This is a genomic window from Salinicola tamaricis (assembly GCF_003006155.1).
Taxonomy (GTDB): domain Bacteria; phylum Pseudomonadota; class Gammaproteobacteria; order Pseudomonadales; family Halomonadaceae; genus Salinicola; species Salinicola tamaricis.
In genome coordinates, this window is record NZ_CP023559.1 from 559,251 (window position 1) to 579,045 (window position 19,795).

Annotated in this window: 12 protein-coding genes and 2 pseudogenes; 2 read left to right on the forward strand and 12 right to left on the reverse strand. The window is 67.8% G+C overall.

Going from position 1 to position 19,795, the window contains the following annotated elements; genetic code table 11:
- Positions 1–130 precede the first annotated feature (130 nt).
- Complete coding sequence (locus CN538_RS02500) at positions 131–2,365, reverse strand: mechanosensitive ion channel family protein (RefSeq protein ID WP_129591284.1); 2,235 nt, start codon at positions 2,363–2,365, stop codon at positions 131–133.
- Between the two features lie 267 nt (positions 2,366–2,632).
- Between CN538_RS02500 and CN538_RS02505 the strand changes: the two genes are divergently transcribed.
- Positions 2,633–3,400 (forward strand): SDR family NAD(P)-dependent oxidoreductase, encoded by a 768-nt coding sequence (locus tag CN538_RS02505; protein WP_106418461.1) that lies wholly within the window; start codon positions 2,633–2,635, stop codon positions 3,398–3,400.
- Positions 3,401–3,439: 39 nt separating this feature from the next.
- A complete protein-coding gene (gene treF / locus CN538_RS02510; protein ID WP_106420530.1) occupies positions 3,440–4,999 on the forward strand; it encodes an alpha,alpha-trehalase TreF in 1,560 nt (519 codons plus the stop codon).
- A gap of 89 nt (positions 5,000–5,088) precedes the next feature.
- Here the strand turns inward: treF and glgB are convergent, their stop codons facing one another.
- From glgB to glgA, 11 genes and pseudogenes are all read right to left on the reverse strand, one after another.
- Positions 5,089–7,311, reverse strand: a complete 2,223-nt coding sequence (glgB, locus tag CN538_RS02515) for a 1,4-alpha-glucan branching protein GlgB (RefSeq protein ID WP_106418462.1) — start codon at positions 7,309–7,311, stop codon at positions 5,089–5,091.
- A 45-nt stretch (positions 7,312–7,356) separates the two neighbouring features.
- A complete protein-coding gene (gene glgX, locus CN538_RS02520; protein ID WP_106418463.1) occupies positions 7,357–9,579 on the reverse strand; it encodes a glycogen debranching protein GlgX in 2,223 nt (740 codons plus the stop codon).
- 117 nt (positions 9,580–9,696) lie between these two features.
- Positions 9,697–10,146, reverse strand: a complete 450-nt coding sequence (locus CN538_RS02525) for a DUF2934 domain-containing protein (RefSeq protein WP_106418464.1) — start codon at positions 10,144–10,146, stop codon at positions 9,697–9,699.
- 125 nt (positions 10,147–10,271) lie between these two features.
- Positions 10,272–12,767: a malto-oligosyltrehalose synthase gene (gene treY, locus CN538_RS21730; RefSeq protein ID WP_340638309.1), complete on the reverse strand. Its 2,496-nt coding sequence runs from the start codon at positions 12,765–12,767 to the stop codon at positions 10,272–10,274.
- A pseudogene (locus CN538_RS24815) lies at positions 12,712–13,038 on the reverse strand (hypothetical protein); the annotation flags it as partial. The gene treY and the pseudogene CN538_RS24815, both read right to left, overlap by 56 nt.
- Positions 12,990–14,768 (reverse strand): annotated as a pseudogene (gene malQ, locus CN538_RS21740) (4-alpha-glucanotransferase); the annotation flags it as partial. The pseudogenes malQ and CN538_RS24815, both read right to left, overlap by 49 nt.
- Positions 14,769–14,843: 75 nt before the next feature.
- Positions 14,844–15,215: a hypothetical protein gene (locus tag CN538_RS21745; protein ID WP_242495494.1), complete on the reverse strand. Its 372-nt coding sequence runs from the start codon at positions 15,213–15,215 to the stop codon at positions 14,844–14,846.
- Entirely contained in the window at positions 15,212–16,837 is a 1,626-nt protein-coding gene (locus CN538_RS02540) for an alpha-amylase family glycosyl hydrolase (protein ID WP_242495495.1), read from the reverse strand. The genes CN538_RS21745 and CN538_RS02540 overlap by 4 nt, the downstream gene beginning before the upstream one ends.
- Positions 16,834–17,340 carry an alpha amylase C-terminal domain-containing protein gene (locus tag CN538_RS02545; protein ID WP_129591285.1) on the reverse strand — a complete coding sequence of 169 codons (507 nt, stop codon included), beginning with the start codon at positions 17,338–17,340 and terminating at the stop codon, positions 16,834–16,836. The genes CN538_RS02540 and CN538_RS02545 overlap by 4 nt, the downstream gene beginning before the upstream one ends.
- Positions 17,341–17,612: 272 nt before the next feature.
- Positions 17,613–18,122 carry a hypothetical protein gene (locus tag CN538_RS02550; RefSeq protein ID WP_106418466.1) on the reverse strand — a complete coding sequence of 170 codons (510 nt, stop codon included), beginning with the start codon at positions 18,120–18,122 and terminating at the stop codon, positions 17,613–17,615.
- Positions 18,119–19,612, reverse strand: coding sequence for a glycogen synthase GlgA (gene glgA, locus CN538_RS02555; protein ID WP_242495496.1), 1,494 nt, complete (start codon positions 19,610–19,612; stop codon positions 18,119–18,121). The genes CN538_RS02550 and glgA overlap by 4 nt, the downstream gene beginning before the upstream one ends.
- Positions 19,613–19,795: the final 183 nt, after the last annotated feature.

Here is a 19,795-nt window from a genome sequence, read left to right on the forward strand (position 1 = left end):
AGCGTAGCGAGTTGGCAGCGATTATTTACCTTTCACCACTACTTTCGCAACACGACTTTGGCCAAATCACATCGCGCCATCCCGGGTCACGACGGGCCGGCCCGGGTGAGCGCCTCGCCCTGGCCGGCGCTCACGGCGGATCGGGCACCCCAGGATTGGTGATCGCCTCGCGCGACGAGTCGTCGGACGGCGTGCCACCCCGAGCCCGGCTCTCCTCCATCACCACGCTCATGCGCGGCATGCCCAGATCGAGCCCCTGCTCGTCGAAACGCTGCTTGAGACGCAGATTGAACGCCCGCGCCACGTCCCACTGCATGACCGGTGCGGTGCGCATGCGGATGCGCAGGATGGCGGCGCCAGCATCGAAGCTCTCGATCCCCTGCACCTCCAGTGGCGACCAGATGTGGTGGCGCATCATCGGATCGTTGCGCAGCTCGTCGGCGATGCTGCGCATGGTCTCGATCGCCTCGTCGATCTTCATCTGATGGCCGATGCGGATACGCAGCAGCGCAATGCCGAACTCACGCGAGTAGTTCTGGATGCCCTGGATCTGGCTGAACGGAATGATGTGCACGATCCCGTCCAGGTCACGCAGTTTCACCGTACGGATGCTCAGCGCCTCGACCGTGCCCATGTGACTGCCGAGATTGACGAAATCGTCGATCGCCAGCGAATCCTCGATCAGAATGAACAGCCCGGTGATCAGGTCCTGCACCAGAGTCTGGGCGCCGAAACCCACCGCCAGACCGATCACCCCGGCCCCCGCCAGCAGCGGGGTGACGTTCACACCGAGATTGGCCAGCGCGATGATCGCAGCGATTACCGCAATGGTAACGAAGATGGTGTTGCGCAGCAGCGGCGTGATCGTCTGCGCCCGGGCACTGGCATTGGCGCGCCGCCCATGGCGCCGGCTGCTCTTGCGCAGGGCGTGCTGGACCGCGGTATCGGCCAGGATCCACACCAGCCAGGCGACCAGAAAGGTCAGCCCCAGCCCCAGCAGGCTGCGAGCGATCTGCTGGCCGATCCCGGCACTGCCGCTCACCGCCCACAGCGAGGTTCCCCAGACCCGCATCGCCAGTTCGAGAAAAACCAGCCACGCCAACAGATGGGCCAGGGTGAAGCCGAACCGTATCAGGCGGGCCGAGTATTCGGAGAGGCGCTTGTCCTGGCTCTTCTCGCGCTGACGGTGGATCAGCCCCGAGATCACCAGCGTGGCGATCATCATCCCCGCGGTCACCAGCGCGCGGAAGAAGGCACTGCGCGAGTCCTCGGCCGAGGTCACCATGGCGATCAGCGAGACCACCACCATGACCAGGATGGGAATGTGCCAGATGCGACTGAACAGGCGCAAAAGCTCGGTGGTGGCGCGGCGCTCCTGACGCTGGGTGTAGGGGCGGTTGCGCATCAGATGGCGGAACGGCCGCCGAAAGACCAGCACGAAGGCCGCCAGCAGCAGCGCCGCGCAGACGTTGGCCAGCAGTGACACGAATGCCATCAGCCCGCGCCCCAGCGGCTCCACCACGGCGGCCGAATTGGAGGCGTCACCCAGCGCCACCAAGGCGCCGAGGGCGAACAGCCAGGGCGCGCCGCGCTGACGCAGGATACGCAGCGCGGTATGCCGATGCCCGCTGCCGAACAGCGAGAAGACGATCTCGCACACCGCGGCGAAAACCGCCCCGCACAGGGTGACATAGGCCATCACCATGGCCAGGGTGACGCCGATGGTATCCGAGGTCGCCTGGTGCACTGCCACCAATGCCACGCCGAACCCCAGCGCCAGCGGTACGACTCGCCGCGCCAGATGGCGCACCAGCATCCAGGTAGTGGGCTCCTGCGGTAGCGCCCAGAGCAGCCCCAGGCGTTTGACCAGCGCGCGCCACAGCGCCGATACCACCAGCGTCACCCCGACCCACAGCGCGGTGACCCAGAGCAGATCGAGCAGCGCCATGGGCACACGCTCACCGTCACTCCAGAGCCGCGCCAGATCGTTGCCGGCCTGCTTGACCCGATAGCCCCAGTAGTTGATCGGGTTGTCCAGGCCGTCGTGTTCGAGCACCGAGAACGACTGCGCCAGCGCCCCCAGCAGGCCGCCGGCGGCAGGCTCGGCCTGGGCCTCGGCGGCGGTCGCCTGGCGCAGCTGCTTGAGACTCTCGAGCAGGGCCTGGCGCTGCTCGCTGTTCTCCAGCGTGGCGATGATCTGGTCCAGCGAACTCTCCAGCTCCTGGGCGCTGGGCGCCTGCGGGGTCGCCGCACGCTTCTCCTCCGCCCCGACCAGCGAGGCCAGGGATTGCGCCATGACCGGCTGGCTCAGCGCGACCAGCAGCGCCAACAGCACGCCCAGGCCAGCTCGTATCCATGCTCTCACGGTGACTCCTGTCGTCGTCTCTTCCGGACCCCATCATGCTATCCGCGCGGCGTGCGGACAACGCCGCCGGCCCGGCGTGGCGCGCTACCCACGCGCTACCGGCGCACGGCATCCCCGCGCCATTGGCGCAGATGCTCTATCTTCAATCCCAGGTCTTACGACTTTACCCAGGCCTTACGACTTCACCCGGGCCTTACGATTTCACCCAAACCTTAAGACTTTCCTCACGCCCCGGACCGTAAGCGGTCCCCATAACAGGAGCAGCACATGCGTCTCGCAGGCAAGGTAGCACTGGTCACCGGCAGCACCCAGGGCATCGGCCGCGCCATCGCCGAACGCCTGGCCCAGGAGGGCGCCGACATCGTGGTCAGCGGCAGCCGTCCTTCCGAGCGGGCCGAGGAGACCGCCGAGCGGGTGCGTCGGCACGGCCGCCGCGCCGCCATCGTTACCGGCGATATCTCCCAGGTGGAGACCAACCGCCGGCTGATCGACGAGAGCGTAGCGGCGCTGGGGCGGCTCGACATTCTGGTCAACAACGCCGGACTGGAGATCGATGCACCCTTCTGGGAGGTGACCGAGGCCGACTATGACAAGGTGCTGCTCGATACCAATCTCAAGGGGGTATTCTTCACCACCCAAGCGTTCGTAAGCTATCTGCGTGATGTCGGCCGCGGTGGGCGGGTGATCAACTTAAGCTCGGTGCACGAGGATCTGCCCTTCCCCGGCTTCACCAGCTACTGCCTGGCCAAAGGCGGGCTGCGCATGCTCACACGCAACCTGGCGATCGAGCTGGCCCCGCTGGGGATCACCGTCAACGGCGTCGCCCCCGGGGCGATCAAGACGCCCATGAACAGCGCCCTCGACGAGGACCCCGAGAAGCTCAAGCATCTGCTCGGCAATATCCCGCTGAACCGGCTCGGGCGCTCGGAAGACGTCGCCGGCGTGGTGGCCTTTCTCGCCTCAGAGGATGCCGATTACATGACCGGTGCCTCCTTGCCGGTAGACGGGGGCCTACTTTGGCAGTATGAAGAGTAGATCCACTTCTACCGTTCAGCGTGCCGCAGAGGACCGATGATGCCCACAAGCCTCCAGGCCACCACCGACAGGGATACCTACCATGATGCCGCTGTCACCCCCCACGACCGCTTCGGCGAGCTATTCGAAGCGGTAGCGCTGGCGCATCTGTTCGAGGATTCCAAGACCTTCGCCGATAGCGTGCCGCGTGTGCCGCCGCAGCAGATCATGCAGGCCTACGAAGCCGAACGCGACAACCCGGATTTCGATCTGCGCGCCTTCGTCGACGCCCATTTCGAGGAGGACCCGATCGCCTGCAGCGGTTACGAGGCGGATACCAGCGACGACATGGTCACCCATATCGACCGCCTGTGGCCGGTGCTCACGCGTAACTCCCGCGAGCATCCATTGTGGTCGTCGCTGCTCTCGCTCTCCCACGATTACGTGGTGCCCGGCGGGCGCTTTCGCGAGTTCTACTATTGGGACTCTTACTTCACCATGCTGGGGCTCGCCGCCAGCGGCGAGGATCACCTGCTGTGCGCGGTGGCCGACAACTGCGCCGACCTGATCGCGCGCTACGGCCACATGCCCAACGGCAACCGCAGCTACTACCTGAGCCGTTCGCAGCCGCCGCTCTTCTCGATGATGGTGGCGCTACTCGAGCAGCGCGGACAGCGCCACGCCGTGGATTACCTGCCGCAGCTCAAGCGCGAGTATGCCTTCTGGATGCATGGCGAGGCCCAGCTCAAGCCCGGCGAGACCCACCGCCGCTGCGTGCGTCTCGACGACGAATGCTGGCTCAACCGCCACTGGGATGACCGCGCCACGCCGCGCGAGGAGTCCTATCGTGAGGACTACGAGCTGGCCCAGGCCTCGCCGCGCCCGGCGGAGCAGGTCTATCGTGATCTGCGCGCCGGCGCCGAAAGCGGCTGGGACTTCAGCGGCCGCTGGCTCGACGATACCCGCGAGCTGCACACCATCCGCACCACCGCCTTCATCCCGGTCGAGCTCAACTCACTGCTCTACCATCTCGAATATCTACTCGGAAAGCTGTGTGCCGATGTCGGCGAGGAGTCCGAGGCCGGCCACTACCGCGAGCGTGCCGAGCGCCGACGCATGGCGATCGACCGCTATCTGTGGTGCGAGGAGCGCGGGGCCTACTACGACTACGACTGGCAGCGCGGCTGCCGCAGCATTCACCTCACCGCGGCCTGCGTGGTGCCGCTCTACCTGCAGCTCGCCTCGCCTGGCCAGGCCGAACGCGTGGTCAACGTGGTGGCCCAGCGCCTGCTCGCCCCCGGCGGACTGGTCACCACCGAGATCAACGACAGTAGTCAGCAATGGGACCACCCCAACGGCTGGGCGCCGCTGCAGTGGATGGCGATCGAGGGCTTCCGCCACTACGGCTTTCACGAAGTTGCGGAGGATCTGACCGAGCGCTGGCTGTCGCTGGTCTACGATCTCTATCGGCGGGAACACAAGCTGGTGGAGAAATACGTGCTCTACCCCGGCGCGGAGTTCGCCTGCGGCGGCGAGTACCCGCTTCAGGACGGCTTCGGCTGGACCAACGGCGTCACCCGGGCGCTGCTGGCGCAGCGCGACGGCATGGTCGTCGGCTAGGCCCGTCGCGCGCCACGGCCCTCTGGATAGCGCCGCGGCACATTCAAAGAACACCGCTCACCCGGGCCGGGGAACGGCCCGGGCCAACTTCACGCCGGTGGCAGCAGCGCTATCACCGCCAGCGGTGGCAGCGTCAGTACCAGCGACTGCGCCTCGCCGTGGCAGGCGGCCGCTTCGCTTTCGAGGCCGCCGGCGTTGCCGATATTGCTGCCGCCATAGTGCTCGGCATCAGAGTTGAAGCGCTCGGCCCAGTGCCCCGCCATGGGTACGCCGATGCGGTAGCCGGTCAGCGTCCGCGGGGTCATGTTGGCCACCACCAGCACGCGCTGCCCGTCGCCGTCCAGACGCCACCAGGCGAACACGCTATTGACGTTGTCGTCGCCGATCACCCAGCGGAAACCCGCCGCCTCGGTATCGCGGGCGTGCAGCGCCGGACGCTCGCGGTAGAAGGTGTTGAGATCGCGCACCAGACGCTGAATGCCGGCGTGGCTGGGGTACTGCAGCAGCCACCAGTCCAGCTCACGGTCGTGGCTCCACTCCCGCCCCTGGGCGAACTCGCAGCCCATGAACAGTAGTTTCTTACCGGGATGCAGCCACATGAAACCGAGGTAGGCGCGCAGGTTGGCGAAGCGCTGCCACTCGTCACCGGGCATCTTGTCGATCAGCGAGCCCTTGCCGTGCACCACTTCGTCATGCGAGATCGGCAGCACGAAGCGCTCGTTGAAGGCGTAGACCAGCCCGAAGGTGAGCTGGTCGTGATGGTACCGGCGATAAAGGGGATCGTGGCTCATGTAGCTCAGGGTGTCGTGCATCCAGCCCATGTTCCACTTGTAGCTGAAGCCCAGCCCCGCCTGCGCCACCGGCGCGGTGACCCCGGGCCAGGCGGTCGACTCCTCGGCGATCACCACCGCACCGGGTGCCTCCTCGGCGACCACCTGATTGAGATGCTGCAGGAACCCCATTGCCTCCAGGTTCTCCGCACCGCCACGGTGGTTGGGAATCCACTCGCCCTCGCGCCGTGAGTAGTTGCGATAGAGCATCGAAGCGACCGCATCCACGCGCAGCCCGTCGAGATGGAAATGTCGCAGCCAGTGCAGGGCCGAGGCGAGCATGAAGCCATGTACCTCGCGCCGGCCCAGGTTGTAGATATAGGTGTTCCAGTCCTGGTGATAGCCCTCGAACGGGTGGGCATACTCGTACAGCGCGGTGCCGTCGAAGCGCGCCAGCCCATGCGGGTCGGAAGGAAAGTGACCGGGCACCCAGTCGAGCAGCACGCCGATGCCGGCCCGGTGACAGGCATCGACGAAGGCGGCGAATTCGGCTGGCGTACCGAACCGCCCGCTGGGCGCGAACAGCGACAGCGGCTGGTAGCCCCAGGAGCCGCCGAACGGATACTCCATGATCGGCATCAGCTCGATATGGGTAAAACCCATCTCCACCACGTAGGGGATGAGGGTGTCGATCAGATCGGGCCAGCGGTAGATCTCGCCCTCGTCACCGCCATGCTTGCGCCACGAGCTTACATGCAGCTCATAGATCGAGATCGGGGCGTCGGCCGCCTGACGCTCGCCGCGGCGGGCAAGCCAGGCGTCGTCACCCCAGTCGAAGGGCGTGGCGTCCGCCACTACCGAGGCGGTCAGCGGCGGCGCTTCGGTGGAGAGCGCCACCGGGTCGGCCTTGAGCAGCGGCTCGCCATTGACGTCGATCAGCGCGAACTTGTAGCGCTCGCCGGCACCGATGGCAGGAATGAATATCTCCCACACCCCGGCCGGATAGCGGCAGCGCATGCCGTGACGGCGCGTGTCCCAGCCGTTGAAATCGCCCACCACCGCCACGCGCTGAGCGTTGGGTGCCCACACCGCGAAACGTACGCCGGTGACACCGTCGCAGGTCATCACCTGGGCCCCCAGACACTCGCCCAGGCGCCGATGATTGCCCTCGCCGAGCAGATGCAGGTCGATGTCGCCGAGCAGCAGCGGGAAGGCGTAGGGGTCGGCGGTGATCTGCTCACCGTCGGGCCAGCGAACGTTCAGTCGGTAGGCGCCCGGTGCCGCCAGCTCGCCCACGAACAGCCCCTCGATGGGCCCTGCCCGACACGTCCCCAGTGAGCGGTCACTGTCGCTGCAGACCAGTGTGACCGACTCCGCGCCGGGCAAGTAAGCGCGCACGTCGACCTGGCCATCGTCACGCGCGTGCGGGCCCAGCAGCGCGAACGGGTTGGTCAGGGTACCGCGCGCCAGTGCCTCCAGATCGGCGGCGGCGAGGCCCGCAGCGTGCGTTGCCCGGGCCGGGCTCTGGTCGCGACGGCTCATGCAGACTCCTCGTCGATGCGTGGTTGCGGGGGGCGTTGCGCTGGATCAGGCTGCGGCATTGTCACTCTCCTGCAGCTCGAACAACGACAGGCTGCGCGAGGCAACCCGATACTCGCTGCCGATCTCGCAGCTCACGTCCGCCGCCGCCGGGTCGAAGGTATCGATGCGCCGCACCCAGGCCCTGCCGCCCGGCACCGCCGGCAGCACGAAATCACAGTCTTCGTCGCCGGCATTGAGCGCCAGCAGTACCGTGATGTCATTGCCGAGTCGACAGATGCCGGTGGGCTGGGCATGACCGTTGAGGATGACGCCGATCGCCTTGGCGTCGGCATCGTGCCAGTTGTCGACCGTCATCTCTTCCGCCGCCGGCGTGAGCCAGGTAACGTCCTTGATATCGAGCGACTCGTTACGTTTGCCGTTCATGAAACGGCCACGCTGCAGGATCGGATAGTGTCGGCGCAGGCGGATCAACTGGCGGGTGAAGGCGAGCAGCTCACGCCCCTCGTCGGAGAGGTTCCAGTCGACCCAGCCGATCTCGCTATCCTGGCAGTAGGCGTTGTTGTTACCGCCCTGGGTCCGCGCGAACTCGTCGCCGGCCAGCAGCATCGGCGTACCCTGGGAAAGAATCAGGGTCGCCAGCAGGTTGCGCATCTGACGCATGCGCAGCTCGCGGATCTCGGCGTCATCGGTCTCACCCTCGACGCCATGGTTCCACGACACATTGTCGTCGTGGCCGTCGCGATTCTCCTCACCGTTGGCTTCGTTGTGCTTGTCGTTATAGCTGACCAGATCGCGCAGGGTGAAGCCGTCATGGGCGGTGATGAAGTTGATCGACGAAAACGCCTTGCGCCCGCGGTGATCGAACAGATCGGCCGAGGCGGTGAGACGGTTGGCGAAGGCCGCCAGACGCCCCTCGTCGCCGCGCCAAAAGGCACGCATGTCGTCACGAAAGCGGTCGTTCCACTCCGCCCAGCCGGGCGGGAACTTGCCCACCTGGTAGCCGCCGGGGCCGCAGTCCCAAGGTTCGGCGATCAGCTTGCACTGCGACAGCAGCGGATCCTGGCGACAGGCGTCGAGGAACCCGCCGCCCTCGTCGAAACCATCGGCCTCGCGCCCCAGAATGGTCGCCAGGTCGAAACGAAAGCCATCTACCCGCATCTCCTGAGCCCAGTAGCGCAGCGAGTCGGTGACCATTTGCAGCACCCGCGGGTGCGACAGATTGAGGGTGTTGCCGGTGCCGGTATCGTTGATGTAATGGCGCCGCTCATCGGGCATCAGGCGGTAGTAGGAAGCGTTGTCGATGCCGCGCAGCGAGAGCGTCGGCCCCATCTCGTTGCCCTCGGCGGTGTGGTTGTAGACCACGTCGAGCAGCACTTCGATGTCGGCGGCGTGATAGCGCGCCACCATCTGCTTGAACTCGCTGATGTTCTCGGTCGCCATGTAGCGCGGGTGCGGGACGAAGAAGGCCAGGGTGTTGTAACCCCAGTAGTTGTGCAGACCATTCTCCTGCAGGTGACGGTCGTCGGCGAAGGCGTGAATCGGCATCAGCTCCAGCGACGAGATGCCCAGCGACTTGAGATAGTCGATCACCTCAGGCACTGCCAGCCCCGAAAAGGTACCGCGCAGCTCCTCGGGTACCGCCGGGTGGCGCATGGTGTAGCCGCGCACATGGGTCTCGTAGATCAGGGTGTCGCTCCACGGCACCAGGATCTCGGTCGAACGGCCCCAGGTAAAGGCGGGGTCGATCACCCGGCAGCGCGGCATGAAGGGCGTACTGTCACGCTCGTCGAAACTCAGGTCGCCCTCCTCGTGACCGATGGTGTAGCCGTAGAGGGCGTCGTCCCACACCAGCTCGCCCACCAGCTGCTTGGCATAGGGATCGATCAGCAACTTGTTGGGGTTGAAGCGGTGCCCTGCCTGCGGGTCGTAAGGGCCGTGCACGCGATAGCCGTAGAGCTGGCCCGGCCGCGCGTCGGGCAGGTAGCCGTGCCACACCTCGTCGGTGTACTCGGGGAGCGAGATACGCTCTACCTCATGCTCGCCACTTTCATCGAACAGACACAGCTCGACCCGGGTCGCGTGGGCCGAGAACAGGGCGAAGTTGACGCCCAGCCCGTCCCAGGTCGCCCCCAGCGGATATGGCAGCCCTTCCTGGATGCGCGAACTCTGTACCACGCCACCCTGGATCGCGATGCCACTGCTCTCTGCCTCTCCGCCGCGCAGGTCGACCTCGAACCGGGCGCCATTCTCGTACTCATTCTGTCTCATACATGACTCTCCGGGGGAACCGTGGGCGTTGTCTGGGTAGTGCCTGCACGCGTCGACTCGGCGATTCGCAGCGTGACGAGCGGCGGTGTCTCGATCTCGGCGTAGGAGTTGTCAGCGTCAGGCGCCGTCATCAGGCTTGCGCGGCTTTCGCGCGCGCGGGGTCTTGGGCTTGGCCGGCGTCTCGGCGGTGCCCATCGGCTTGGCCTCGGGCTTTTTGGCTGCGGGCTTCTTGGCGCTAGGCTTGCGCGGCGCGGGCTTCGCCGGCGGTTCGGGATGCACCTCGACGCCGGTGTCCTCCTCCTTCAACGCTTCGGTCTCGGGGTCGTCCAGCGGCAGACGCTGCTCGTCGATACCCTGCTCGTCCGCTTCCAGCGGCAGCTCCTCGCCCTCGAAGATAGGCGACTCGTCATGCGCCGGCTCCCACTCCTGCTCCTCTTCGCGCGCGTTCTCGGCCTCGACGATACGCTCTGCCATGGCCCAATGACGCGCCTCCTGACCCTCCGGTCGTCCTTCCGACTCCCAGATCCGGTAGGCCAACATTCTGACTCTTTGCTCGCGATTGCTCATGACGATCTCTCCCTAAGCGAATTGACGAAAAATGAGGCGATCCCTGCCTCGCGGTGACCAAGGGTCGGCGGCCTGGTTCGGCCCCGCTACTAACAACCTAGACGCTCTGGCGCGGTAAGCCGCTCTCATGGCGTTCCAGATGTCGACACGTCACGCCACAGCCAGGCGCCGCAGGGGAAATCGGCCAGATGGGTCGAAAGCGCCAGACCATCGGCTGGCGCGGACGTCGCGGTCAAACACGCCACCCCGGCACCTTCGAGCCCCAGCGCGGCGAGTTCGACACGGGTATCTCCCCACGCTAGAGTCGCGCCATCGGCCGCGCCCAGCAGCGCTCGCGGCAGGCGCGGCACCACCAGCACCAGGGTGGCGTCAGCGCTGCGTCGGGCCAGCGCGATGACATGCTCGGCGCACTGGCCAGTGACTCCCAGAGGCACATAGTCGCCCTCGAGGAACAGCGCCGGCCACTCGGCGCGCAGCGCCAGCAGGCGCCGGATCAGCGCCTGCTTGACCGCACCATCACGCCACTGCGCCCAGGCCACCGCCGGCGTGGCGTCGGCGCTCAACGCCGCGCGCCGCGCAGGCATATCCACCGGGCGACGATTGTCCGGGTCGACCAGCGACTGGTCCCAGAACTCGGTGCCCTGATAGAGATCCGGCACTCCCGGGGCACACAGCTTGAGCGCGGTCTGGGCCAGGCCATTGATCGCCCCGGGCAGGTCGAGCGCTGCCGCCAGCGCGGCCAGTTCCCGGGTCAGGTCGCCGCCATCCAGGGCGTGCTGCACCGCCGCCGATGCGGCTTCCTCGTAGGCCGCGTCGGGCGCCAGCCAGTGGCTATGCAGCTTGGCCTCGCGCAGCGCCTTCTGTTGCCACGCCATCACCCGCTCGGCAAACGCCGCCAAGCCGTCGCTGTCGTCGGCCGCCAGCCCCAGAGGCCAGGCCGCCAGCAGGATCTGCAACAGCATCAGACGATCGCCGCCGCTGACGTCCGCCGCGCCCAGGCGCGGGTCGTCGGCGAGCTCACGCAGCCGCGGGATCAGATCCTGGCACTCGCTCAGCGCGGCCAGGCGTGCGCGCACATCCTCACCGCGCTTATGGTCGTGGGTCGCGGTGGCCAGCAGACTGTGCGGGAAGCGCGCCAGGCGCGTACGGTTGGCCGCATGCAACCGTGCCACCGGGTAGGCGAAGTGAGCCCCCTCGCAGCCGACGTCGTTGCGCGACAAGAGCACCGCGCTGCGATAGCCGGCGGTATCTTCCACCGCCTTGGCCGCCAGCGGCGAGGTGAGCTGCTGGAAGGTGGCAATGGCGCGCAGACGCAGCGCCTGCTCGGGCGCATCGAGCGTCTCCGGGGCGACCCCGCCGAGCCAATCGTCGAGGGTCGGTAACCAGGCGGCGTCGGCCGCGCTGAGCCGGACGCGGGCACGCTCGAGGGCGTGGTCGAAATCGGCAGCGTCAGCCTGCGGGCGGCCGTGACGGTCGGCGTAGCTGCGATAGACCGGATAGCCGATCGCCAGCGCGCCGAGCACGCGGCGCAGCGCAGGCTCGCTCAGCTCGCGTGTGGCCGGCTGCTGGCGTGCCAGGGCGCCGAGGGCGGCGACACAGCGCTCGAATTCCGCGCTTAGCGGGCCGGCCAGCATCTCGCTGCGGGCCGTGGCGACTTCGGCGGCGAAGTCGCCGCTGCGTCCGCTCACCTCGCGCCACAGCGCGGCGAACGGCGCCTCCCCCTTGGGGTCGTGTTGCACACCGGAGACCACGTCGAGAAATTCGTAACCGGTGGTGCCGTCGACACCCCAGTCGGCGTGCATCGCTTCGTGGCCGGCGAGAATCTTCTCCACATAGAGCGGGATGCGCGCCTCACCGCGCTCGGCGGCGATCGCATCCAGGCGTTCGCGCAGGCGTAGCCCATAGCCGCGGGGATCGACCAGGCCATCGATATGATCGACGCGCAGGCCGTCGATCCAGCCCCGCGCCACCAGCCCCAGCACGGTGTCGTGGCACAGCGCGAAGACGCGTGACTCCTCGACGCGCACCCCGGCCAGCTCGGTGATATCGAAAAAGCGCCGCCAGTTGAGCGCATCGTTGGCGCTGCGCCAGTGGGCCAGCCGATAGGCCTGGCGTTCGAGCAGCCCATGCAGCCGCGCACGGCCACTCTCGTGGCGGCTGTCGAACGCCGCCAGCGCCGCCTGGATCGCGTCGGGTTCGGCGGCGTCGGATTCCGACGCCTCGGCCCCGCCCAGGGCGAACAGCGCCGCGCTGTGGGCCGGATCGATGGGAAAACGGTGCTCGTGATAGCGCACCTCGAAGCGCTGCGCCGTCTCCGACCAGCCCAGCGTCAGCTCGCCGGCGGCGAGCACATCCACATAGCGTTCGCCCAGCACTGGCAGTAGCAGCTTGCCGTCGAGATCGGCGCGGCCCCAGTCGACGTCGAAGCAGTCGGCGAACTCGCTGGCGCGGCCGCGGGCGAGCATGTCCTGCCACCAGGGGTTGTCCGCCCCGATCGCCAGATGGTGGCACGATGTCGGCAACGATGCCCATGCCGCGAGCATGCAGCGCCTCGACCAGTGCCGCCAGCCCCGCCTCACCGCCCAGCTCGGGGTCGATGCGGGTCGGGTCGACGCCGTCATAGCCGTGGGTCGAACCGGGGCGCGAGGTGAGAATCGGCGACAGGTAATAGGGCTGACGCCGAGCGCGGCGTAGTAGTCGACCTGAGCGCGCGCGGCAGCGAAGTCGAACCCGGCGTGCAGCTGTAGCCGCACCGTGGCCCGGATCGGTCTCATGATGACACTCCTTGTCGGGACCCCGCGACCGCGCAGGTCTTGGATATGCGCCAGACGACGCTGCAACGCCTCCTGCGTCACCAGTTGCGCCACCGGCAGCGGTAGCCGGCGGCGCCAGTTGGGATGCTCATCGAGGGTGCCGGGCAGATTGGGCTGCTCGCTCAGTGCCAGCAGATCCTCCAGCGGCAGCAGGGTCAGCGGGGTCGGCGTGGCGGCGATGTGGCCGAGCGCGGCATCCACCACCGTGGCCGGCGTGGCCGTCTCGGCGATGCCGCAGCGCGCGGCCAGCCGCGCCCGGTCACGCTGGCGCTCGGCATCGAGTGCCACCCGGGTTTCGCCCTCGCCGAACAGCCCCAGCCGTTCGCGCCAGTCGAGATCGCGCCCCTGCCACCAGCCGGCCACCGTCGGCAGGTCATGGGTGGTGGTGGTAGCCAACACGCCCTGACGCCATGCCGGGGCGGCCAGGAAATCGTCACCGTCGCGTTCGAACCAGAGTACGCCAATACCCAGCACCCCGCGGCTGGCGAGTTTGTCGCGCAGCCCCGCCTCTACCGTGCCCAGATCCTCACCGATCACGATCGCTCGGTGACGCCAGGATTCGAGAGCCACCAGTCGCAGCAGATCGTCGAGGGGAAAGCGCAGATAGGCGCCATGATCGGCAGGTTCGCCTTGGGGAATCAGCCACAGCCGCGAGAGTCCCAGGACATGATCGATACGCAGGCCGCCGGCATGGGCGAAACCGGCGCGCAGCATGGCGATGAAGCCTTGGTAGCCGGAGCTCGCCAGTCCCACCGGCGAAAAAGCCGCCACACCCCAATCCTGCCCGCGGGCATTGAACGCATCCGGCGGCGCGCCGACACTGAACTCGGTCAGCAGCTCGCCGGGAAAGCTCCACGCCTGACTGCCGCAGGGATCGACCCCCACCGCCAGATCGGCGATCAGCCCGATTCCCATGCCGGCCTCGCGTGCGCGCTGCTGCACCCGCTCGAGCCCGGCCGCCATCAACCACTGCAGAAAGGCGGCAAAGCGCACCGCTTCGACATGGCGATCGGCGAAGGCCTCCACCTCGGCGCTAAGCGGATCACGCCACGCCGGCGGCCAGCGGCGCCAGTCACGCTCCTTGGCTTCGGCCTGCAGCACCTCGAAACGACAGTGGCGCTCGAGCGCCTCTCCGCCCTGCTCGCAGAAGGCTTCGAACTGCGCCTGCCAGTGCTGGGCCTCCTCGGCTTCCATCACATGATGGTAGAGGCGCTCGAGCTGGGCCTGCTTGAGCGCGACGCTGGCCGGCCAGTCGATCAGCGCTGCCTGCGAGCGCTGGGCCAGCGCCACGCGATCCGGCGCCGCCGCCCAGGCCACGGTGGCGGCATCGAAGACGCACTCGGGAGCGACGTGCCAGACGTTGTAGAACAACCGGCTGGAGGGGGCATAGGGGCTGTAACGCTGGGGATCGGCGGCGAACAGCGCATGGATCGGACTGACGGCGACCGCATCCGCGCCCTGTTCGGCGAGCCCGGCGCACAGCTCGTCGAGCGCCTGCAGGTCGCCGATCCCGGTATCGCCCTCGCGCCGGAGCGAATAGAGCTGCACCGCCACGCCCCAGAGCCGTGCCGCAGTCCCCTCGGCGCGCACGTCGGCGGGCGTGAAGCAGCGCGCGGGCGCCACCGCCAGAGTCCGCGTGAGCCGTTCACCGCCAGCGTCAGATAGGGTCAGGCGGTGAACCCAGGCGTCGATCGGCGGCAGGCAGCCCATCGCATCGAGCTTGCCCCGAGCGTCTCGCCACTCTCCAGCCGCAGGCTGAAGCCGAGTCCCGCAGCCTGGACGAGCGGCACGGGAAAGCCATATCGGCATCGGCGATCAGCAGCGGCGGCAGCGCGGGCCAGGCGTAGGGCGCGCTCTGCTCGCGCCAGCGGGCCAGGCTTGCGTTCACTCGGCCGCATCTGCCGCCGGCCACCCCAGCCGCGCCAGCATCTCACGCTGACGCACGGCCTCGAGCGTACAGTGGCTGCCGTCGCTGGCCTCCCACTCGAGAATCAGCCCAACCGCCTCGGCCAGCGTACGCAGTGACGTGTCGTCGGTGTCGTGCGCGCTCATGCCGAGGTCTCCCGGGCATCCAGCCACACCGCACAGCACAGCGCGCGGCGGCAGCCAGCCCACGACCAGCGCCGCGGCCACGTCGGCGTGCGAAGTGACCAGCAACGGCGCCGAGACGGCGAGGTTCACCGCGGCCTGCCCAGATTGATGGCGCCAGGGTACTGCCATCCCCCAGCTGCCAGCAGGCATCCACCGCGGCGTCACCGATCACCTCGCTGCCCTGGGCCCGGGCACCGGCCAGACGCGGCACCAACCAGGCATGGCGCAGCCCCAGCCAGGCTATGAAGCGCTCGCGCTGCGCGCGATGCTCGGGACGCTCGGCCTCGGCCGTGTCGAGACAGGCAGCGGCGAAGGTGCTCTGGCGTGGGGTCGGGGATGCGCTCGCGCTGGGCTGGATCCTCGAAGGCAGCGAACTCGGCGAACTCACGCCGCCGCCCTTCGCGCACCGCATCGGGCCAGCGCATCGCGATGATCGGTGAAGAACAGAAAAGGCCGCCGAGAGCCCCACTCTTCGCCCATGAAAGCAGCGGAATCTTGGGCGACAGCAGCAGCAGCAGCGTCGCGGCGGCGAGCGCGTCGACATCGGCCAGCTGACTCAGGCGCTCGCCGAGGGCACGGTTGCCGATCTGGTCATGATTCTGCAGAAAATCGATGAAGGCGGTCGGCGCCAGCCCGGCGCTGGGCTCACCACGCGCTTCGCCCTTGCGCGTGGCCTGCCCCTGAAAGACGAAACCCTCGCCCATCGCGGTGGCGAGCTTGGCCGTGGCGTCGCCGACGAAATCGGCATAGTAGCCCTGAGACTCGCCGGTCAGCAGCACGTGCATCACGTTGTGCCAGTCGTCGGCCCACTGCGCGCTGTAGGCATCACCGCCGAGCAGACTCGCCTGGTTGTGCTCGTTCTCCAGCATCAGATGCACGTGACGCGCGCCGCCGGCCCGCGCCCGCAGGGTCGCGGCCATCTCGAGCAGGAAGTCGCGGTCGCCGATGGCGTGCACCGCATCGAAGCGCAGGCCGTCGACGCGATAGTCGAGCAGCCACATCAGCGCATTGTCGATGAAGAAACGGCGCACCTGGGGTCGCCTAAAATCGATCGCCGCGCCCCAGGGCGTGGCCACGTCGTCACGGAAGAACGCCTTGGCGTAGTGGGGCAGAAAGTTGCCGTCGGGTCCGAAGTGGTTGTAGACCACGTCGACGAACACCATCAGACCATGGGCGTGGATGGTGTCCACCAGCGCCTGGAGCGCCTGCGGGGTACCGTAGTAGGAGGCCACGGCATAAGGCTGCACGCCGTCGTAGCCCCAGTTGCGAGTGCCCGGACACTCGGCCAGCGGCATCAGCTCGACCGCCGTGACCCCGAGCTCGACCAGCTGCGGCAGCCGCCGCTCGAGCCCGGCCATGCCGCCGATGGCGCCGAGGTGAACCTCGTAGATCACGCTATCTTCCCAGCGGCGACCGCGCCAGTCCGGCTGCTGCCAGACGTAGGCACTGGGGTCGACCACCAGCGACCAGCCGTCGACCCCACCGCGCAGCGCCCGCGACGCGGGGTCTGGCACCGCGAGCCCGGTGTCGTCGTCGCCGACGAAGACCCGATAGCGGTAGGCGCTGCCCACCGGGCAATCGAGCCGGGCGACGAACTCCCCTGCCTCGGCCTCGGACTCCGCCATCGCGACCGGCGCTCGCCCTTCGCACTCCAGCAGCACCCGATCAGCGCTCGGCGCCCAGAGGCGGAAGGTGACGCCCCCGGAGGGATCGCAGTGGGCCCCGTAACGCGGCGCGAAGGTGTCGGCACGGGCGCCCGGCGAAGACGAGGCAGATAGCGTACTCATGGGGTGTCTCCATGCCAGACTTCATGGCGCAGAAAGAGCGTGGCCATCGGCGGCACCGTCAGCGTCAGCGACTGTGCCTGGCCATGGCTCGGCTCGGGGAGGGCCCTGAGACTGCGTCCGTTGCCCACGTTGCTACCGGCGTAAAAGACGCTGTCGCTGTTGAAGATCTCGCGCCAGCGCCCGCCCGCCGGGACACCGAAGCGATAGGTCTGATGCACGCAGGCCTGGAAGTTGCTGACACAGATCAGCGTTGCATGGCCGCTGTCGGCATGCCGCGCAAACACCACCACGCTGTTGTGGCCATCGTCGGGCACCAGCCATTCGAAACCGTTGTCGCCGTCGTCGCGGATCTGCAGCGCCGGCTCGTTGACATAGAGCCGGTTGAGGTCGGCCACCAGCCGCAGCATGCCGGCGTGCCGGCTCTCGAACAGCAGCGGCCAGTGGATCGCTTCGGGAAGCGCTCGGCCAGCACCTGGCCCAGCTCGACGCCCATTCCCAGCCACTTCTCGCCGGGCAGCGCCCACATCATGCCTAGTGCCGCGCGCAGGGTGGCGAAACGTTGCCAGGCGTCACCGTGCACGCGTTGGCGCCACGCGCCCAGGGGCACCGCCGGCGCCGGCATCTGCGCCAGCAGAGCGCGCCCCTTGGACGCCGGCGTCAGCGCCGCGATCCACTGGGCGTGATGACGACAGCGCGACAGCGGCGGACGTCCCAGATAGTCGCTCAGCGCCGCCTGCCAGGTGGGCCGAAAGCCAGGATCACATCGGCCCGACCGTCATCGACGAATAGCCGACAGTGGCCGGCCTGGTCCGTCGTCGGTCGGCGTGTACACGCCGTCGACGTGCAGCCGCCGACAGCGTTCGAGGCTCTGGGCCGTGTCGTCGGGCGGGCAGACCACCACCCCGACACCCGCGATATGGCAGGTTTCGATCACGCCACGGATCGTGGCGTCGCCTTCGGCCAGCAGCGCTGCATCGAAGGCGACATGGGTAAAACCGAGATCCGCCACGTAGGGCACCAGCTCCTGGATCAGGGCATCCCAGCGCAGCGGCGGCGAGAAGCGCGAGGCATACCATTCGGCGGCATCGAGGCAATAGAAGGCGAGCGGTAGATCCCCCTGGTGGCGTGCCCCGCGGACCCGCATCCAGTCGCCGTCGTCCCAGCGCCAGTCGCTGTCGTCGGGTACCCCCGGCGGCGGCGCCATCGACGCCATCAGCCACCAGCGCAGCGCACCGAAATTACAGGCCGCGGCGGTGGAGCTCGCACCGCTGTCGACGCCACTCATCGAACGCTGCCGTGGTAGCTGCCGGTAGCGGGCGTGGTCTCCGCCAGCAGCTCGGCGTAGAGCCGGCGATAAGGCACCACGGCCTGGCGCCAGTGCAGGCGCCCGGCCATGGCCGCGCGGCGCATGGCGTAGAACAGGTCGGTGGCATGGAACAGGTCGAAGGCACGGCGCAGCGTGGCGCGATACGCCTCCAGGGTCATCTCGTCGAACAGCAGTCCGTTGATGCCGTCCTGGATGGTGTCGGCCAGGCCACCGGTACGATGAGCGATCGGCAACGACCCGAAGCGCTGGGCGTAGAGCTGGCTCAAGCCGCAGGGTTCGAAGCGCGACGGCATCAACAGGAAGTCGCTGCCGGCGTAGATCTGGCGCGCCTCGCCTTCGTCGAAACCGATATTGACGCCGATCTGACCGGGGTAGCGCGCCGCCAGCGCCACCAGCGACTGCTCGATGGCATATTCGCCGCGCCCGATCACCACCAGCTGTCCGCCGGCACCGACCAGGGTGTCGGCGATCTCGCAGGTGAGATCGAGCCCCTTCTGGGCCACCAGCCGGGAGACCACCGCGAACAACGGCCCGCCGCTCGGATCGAGGCCGAACATGCGCCGCACGCGCTGGGTGTTGGCACGCTTGCCATGCCAGTCGTTGATGCCGAAATTGGGCGCCAGATGGGTATCGTGGCGCGGATCCCAGCGATCGTCGATACCGTTGAGCAGGCCGCTGAGCCGCCCCTCCAGCGCGCGCTTGGCAAGCAGCCCCTCCAGCCCGCAGCCGAACTCGGGCGTGGTGATCTCGCGCGCATAGTTGTTGCTGACGGTGGTGACGTGGGAGGCGTAGGAGAGCCCCGTCTTCATGAACGAAAGCTGGCCGTAGTACTCGACGCCATCAATGTGAAAGGCGCTGGGCGGGATACCCAGCGGCTCCAGGCGATCGGCCCCGAACACGCCCTGGTAGGCAAGATTGTGGATGGTGTAGACCGAGGGCACATAGCGCCGCCCCAGCCAGCGTACGTAGCCGGCGGTGAGCCCGGTGGCCCAGTCGTTGAGATGCAGAAGATCCACCTGCCACTCGAGCAGCGTCGGATCGTTGACGATCGCGGCGGCAGCCAGGGCCAGGCGCGCGAAGCGGATGTCATTGTCGGCCCAGCCGACGCCGAAGTCGTCACCATAGGCATTGCCGTCCCGATCGTAGAGCGACGGGCACAGCACCAGATAGACGATCAATCCGTCGTCGCACACCAGGCGCCCGATCTCGCAGGCCGGCAGTGCGTGGCTGGCGGGTAGCTGCGCCACCCTTACGATAGGCTTGCCGGCGCTCAGAATCTGCCGATAGCCGGGCATCAGCACACGCACATCGTATCCCGGCTTCAGCGCGCGCGGCAGCGCCGCGGAGACATCGCCGAGCCCACCGGCCTTGATGAAATCGGCGATCTCGGTGGTGACGAACAGCACGCGCCGGTCGCGCCCGGGAGCGACCGGCCGCAGGCGTGGCAAGGCGGTCTGCGTACTTGGCCCTCGCGGCACGGAGTCACGGAAGTGTGGCCGCTCGCTCGGGTCATCGTGTTGGGCTCTTCTTCCCTGAACCGCGGCCTTTACCATGTAAAGCCTCCCGAAAACCTGCGTCAGCCTGCATTGACGACCTGGGCCGCACCTTGATCCTGCGCGCTCGCACGCGCC

Excerpts from the sequence above, each read along its gene's own strand:
- treY (WP_340638309.1), bottom strand. The coding sequence starts at position 12,767 with ATGACGGCGTCGACCCGACCCGCATCGACCCCGAGCTGGGCGGTGAGG.
- treF (WP_106420530.1), top strand. The coding sequence starts at position 3,440 with ATGCCCACAAGCCTCCAGGCCACCACCGACAGGGATACCTACCATGAT.
- glgX (WP_106418463.1), bottom strand. The coding sequence starts at position 9,579 with ATGAGACAGAATGAGTACGAGAATGGCGCCCGGTTCGAGGTCGACCTG.
- CN538_RS02540 (WP_242495495.1), bottom strand. The coding sequence starts at position 16,837 with ATGAGTACGCTATCTGCCTCGTCTTCGCCGGGCGCCCGTGCCGACACC.
- CN538_RS02505 (WP_106418461.1), top strand. The coding sequence starts at position 2,633 with ATGCGTCTCGCAGGCAAGGTAGCACTGGTCACCGGCAGCACCCAGGGC.
- CN538_RS02525 (WP_106418464.1), bottom strand. The coding sequence starts at position 10,146 with ATGAGCAATCGCGAGCAAAGAGTCAGAATGTTGGCCTACCGGATCTGG.
- glgB (WP_106418462.1), bottom strand. The coding sequence starts at position 7,311 with ATGAGCCGTCGCGACCAGAGCCCGGCCCGGGCAACGCACGCTGCGGGC.
- CN538_RS02550 (WP_106418466.1), bottom strand. The coding sequence starts at position 18,122 with ATGAGTGGCGTCGACAGCGGTGCGAGCTCCACCGCCGCGGCCTGTAAT.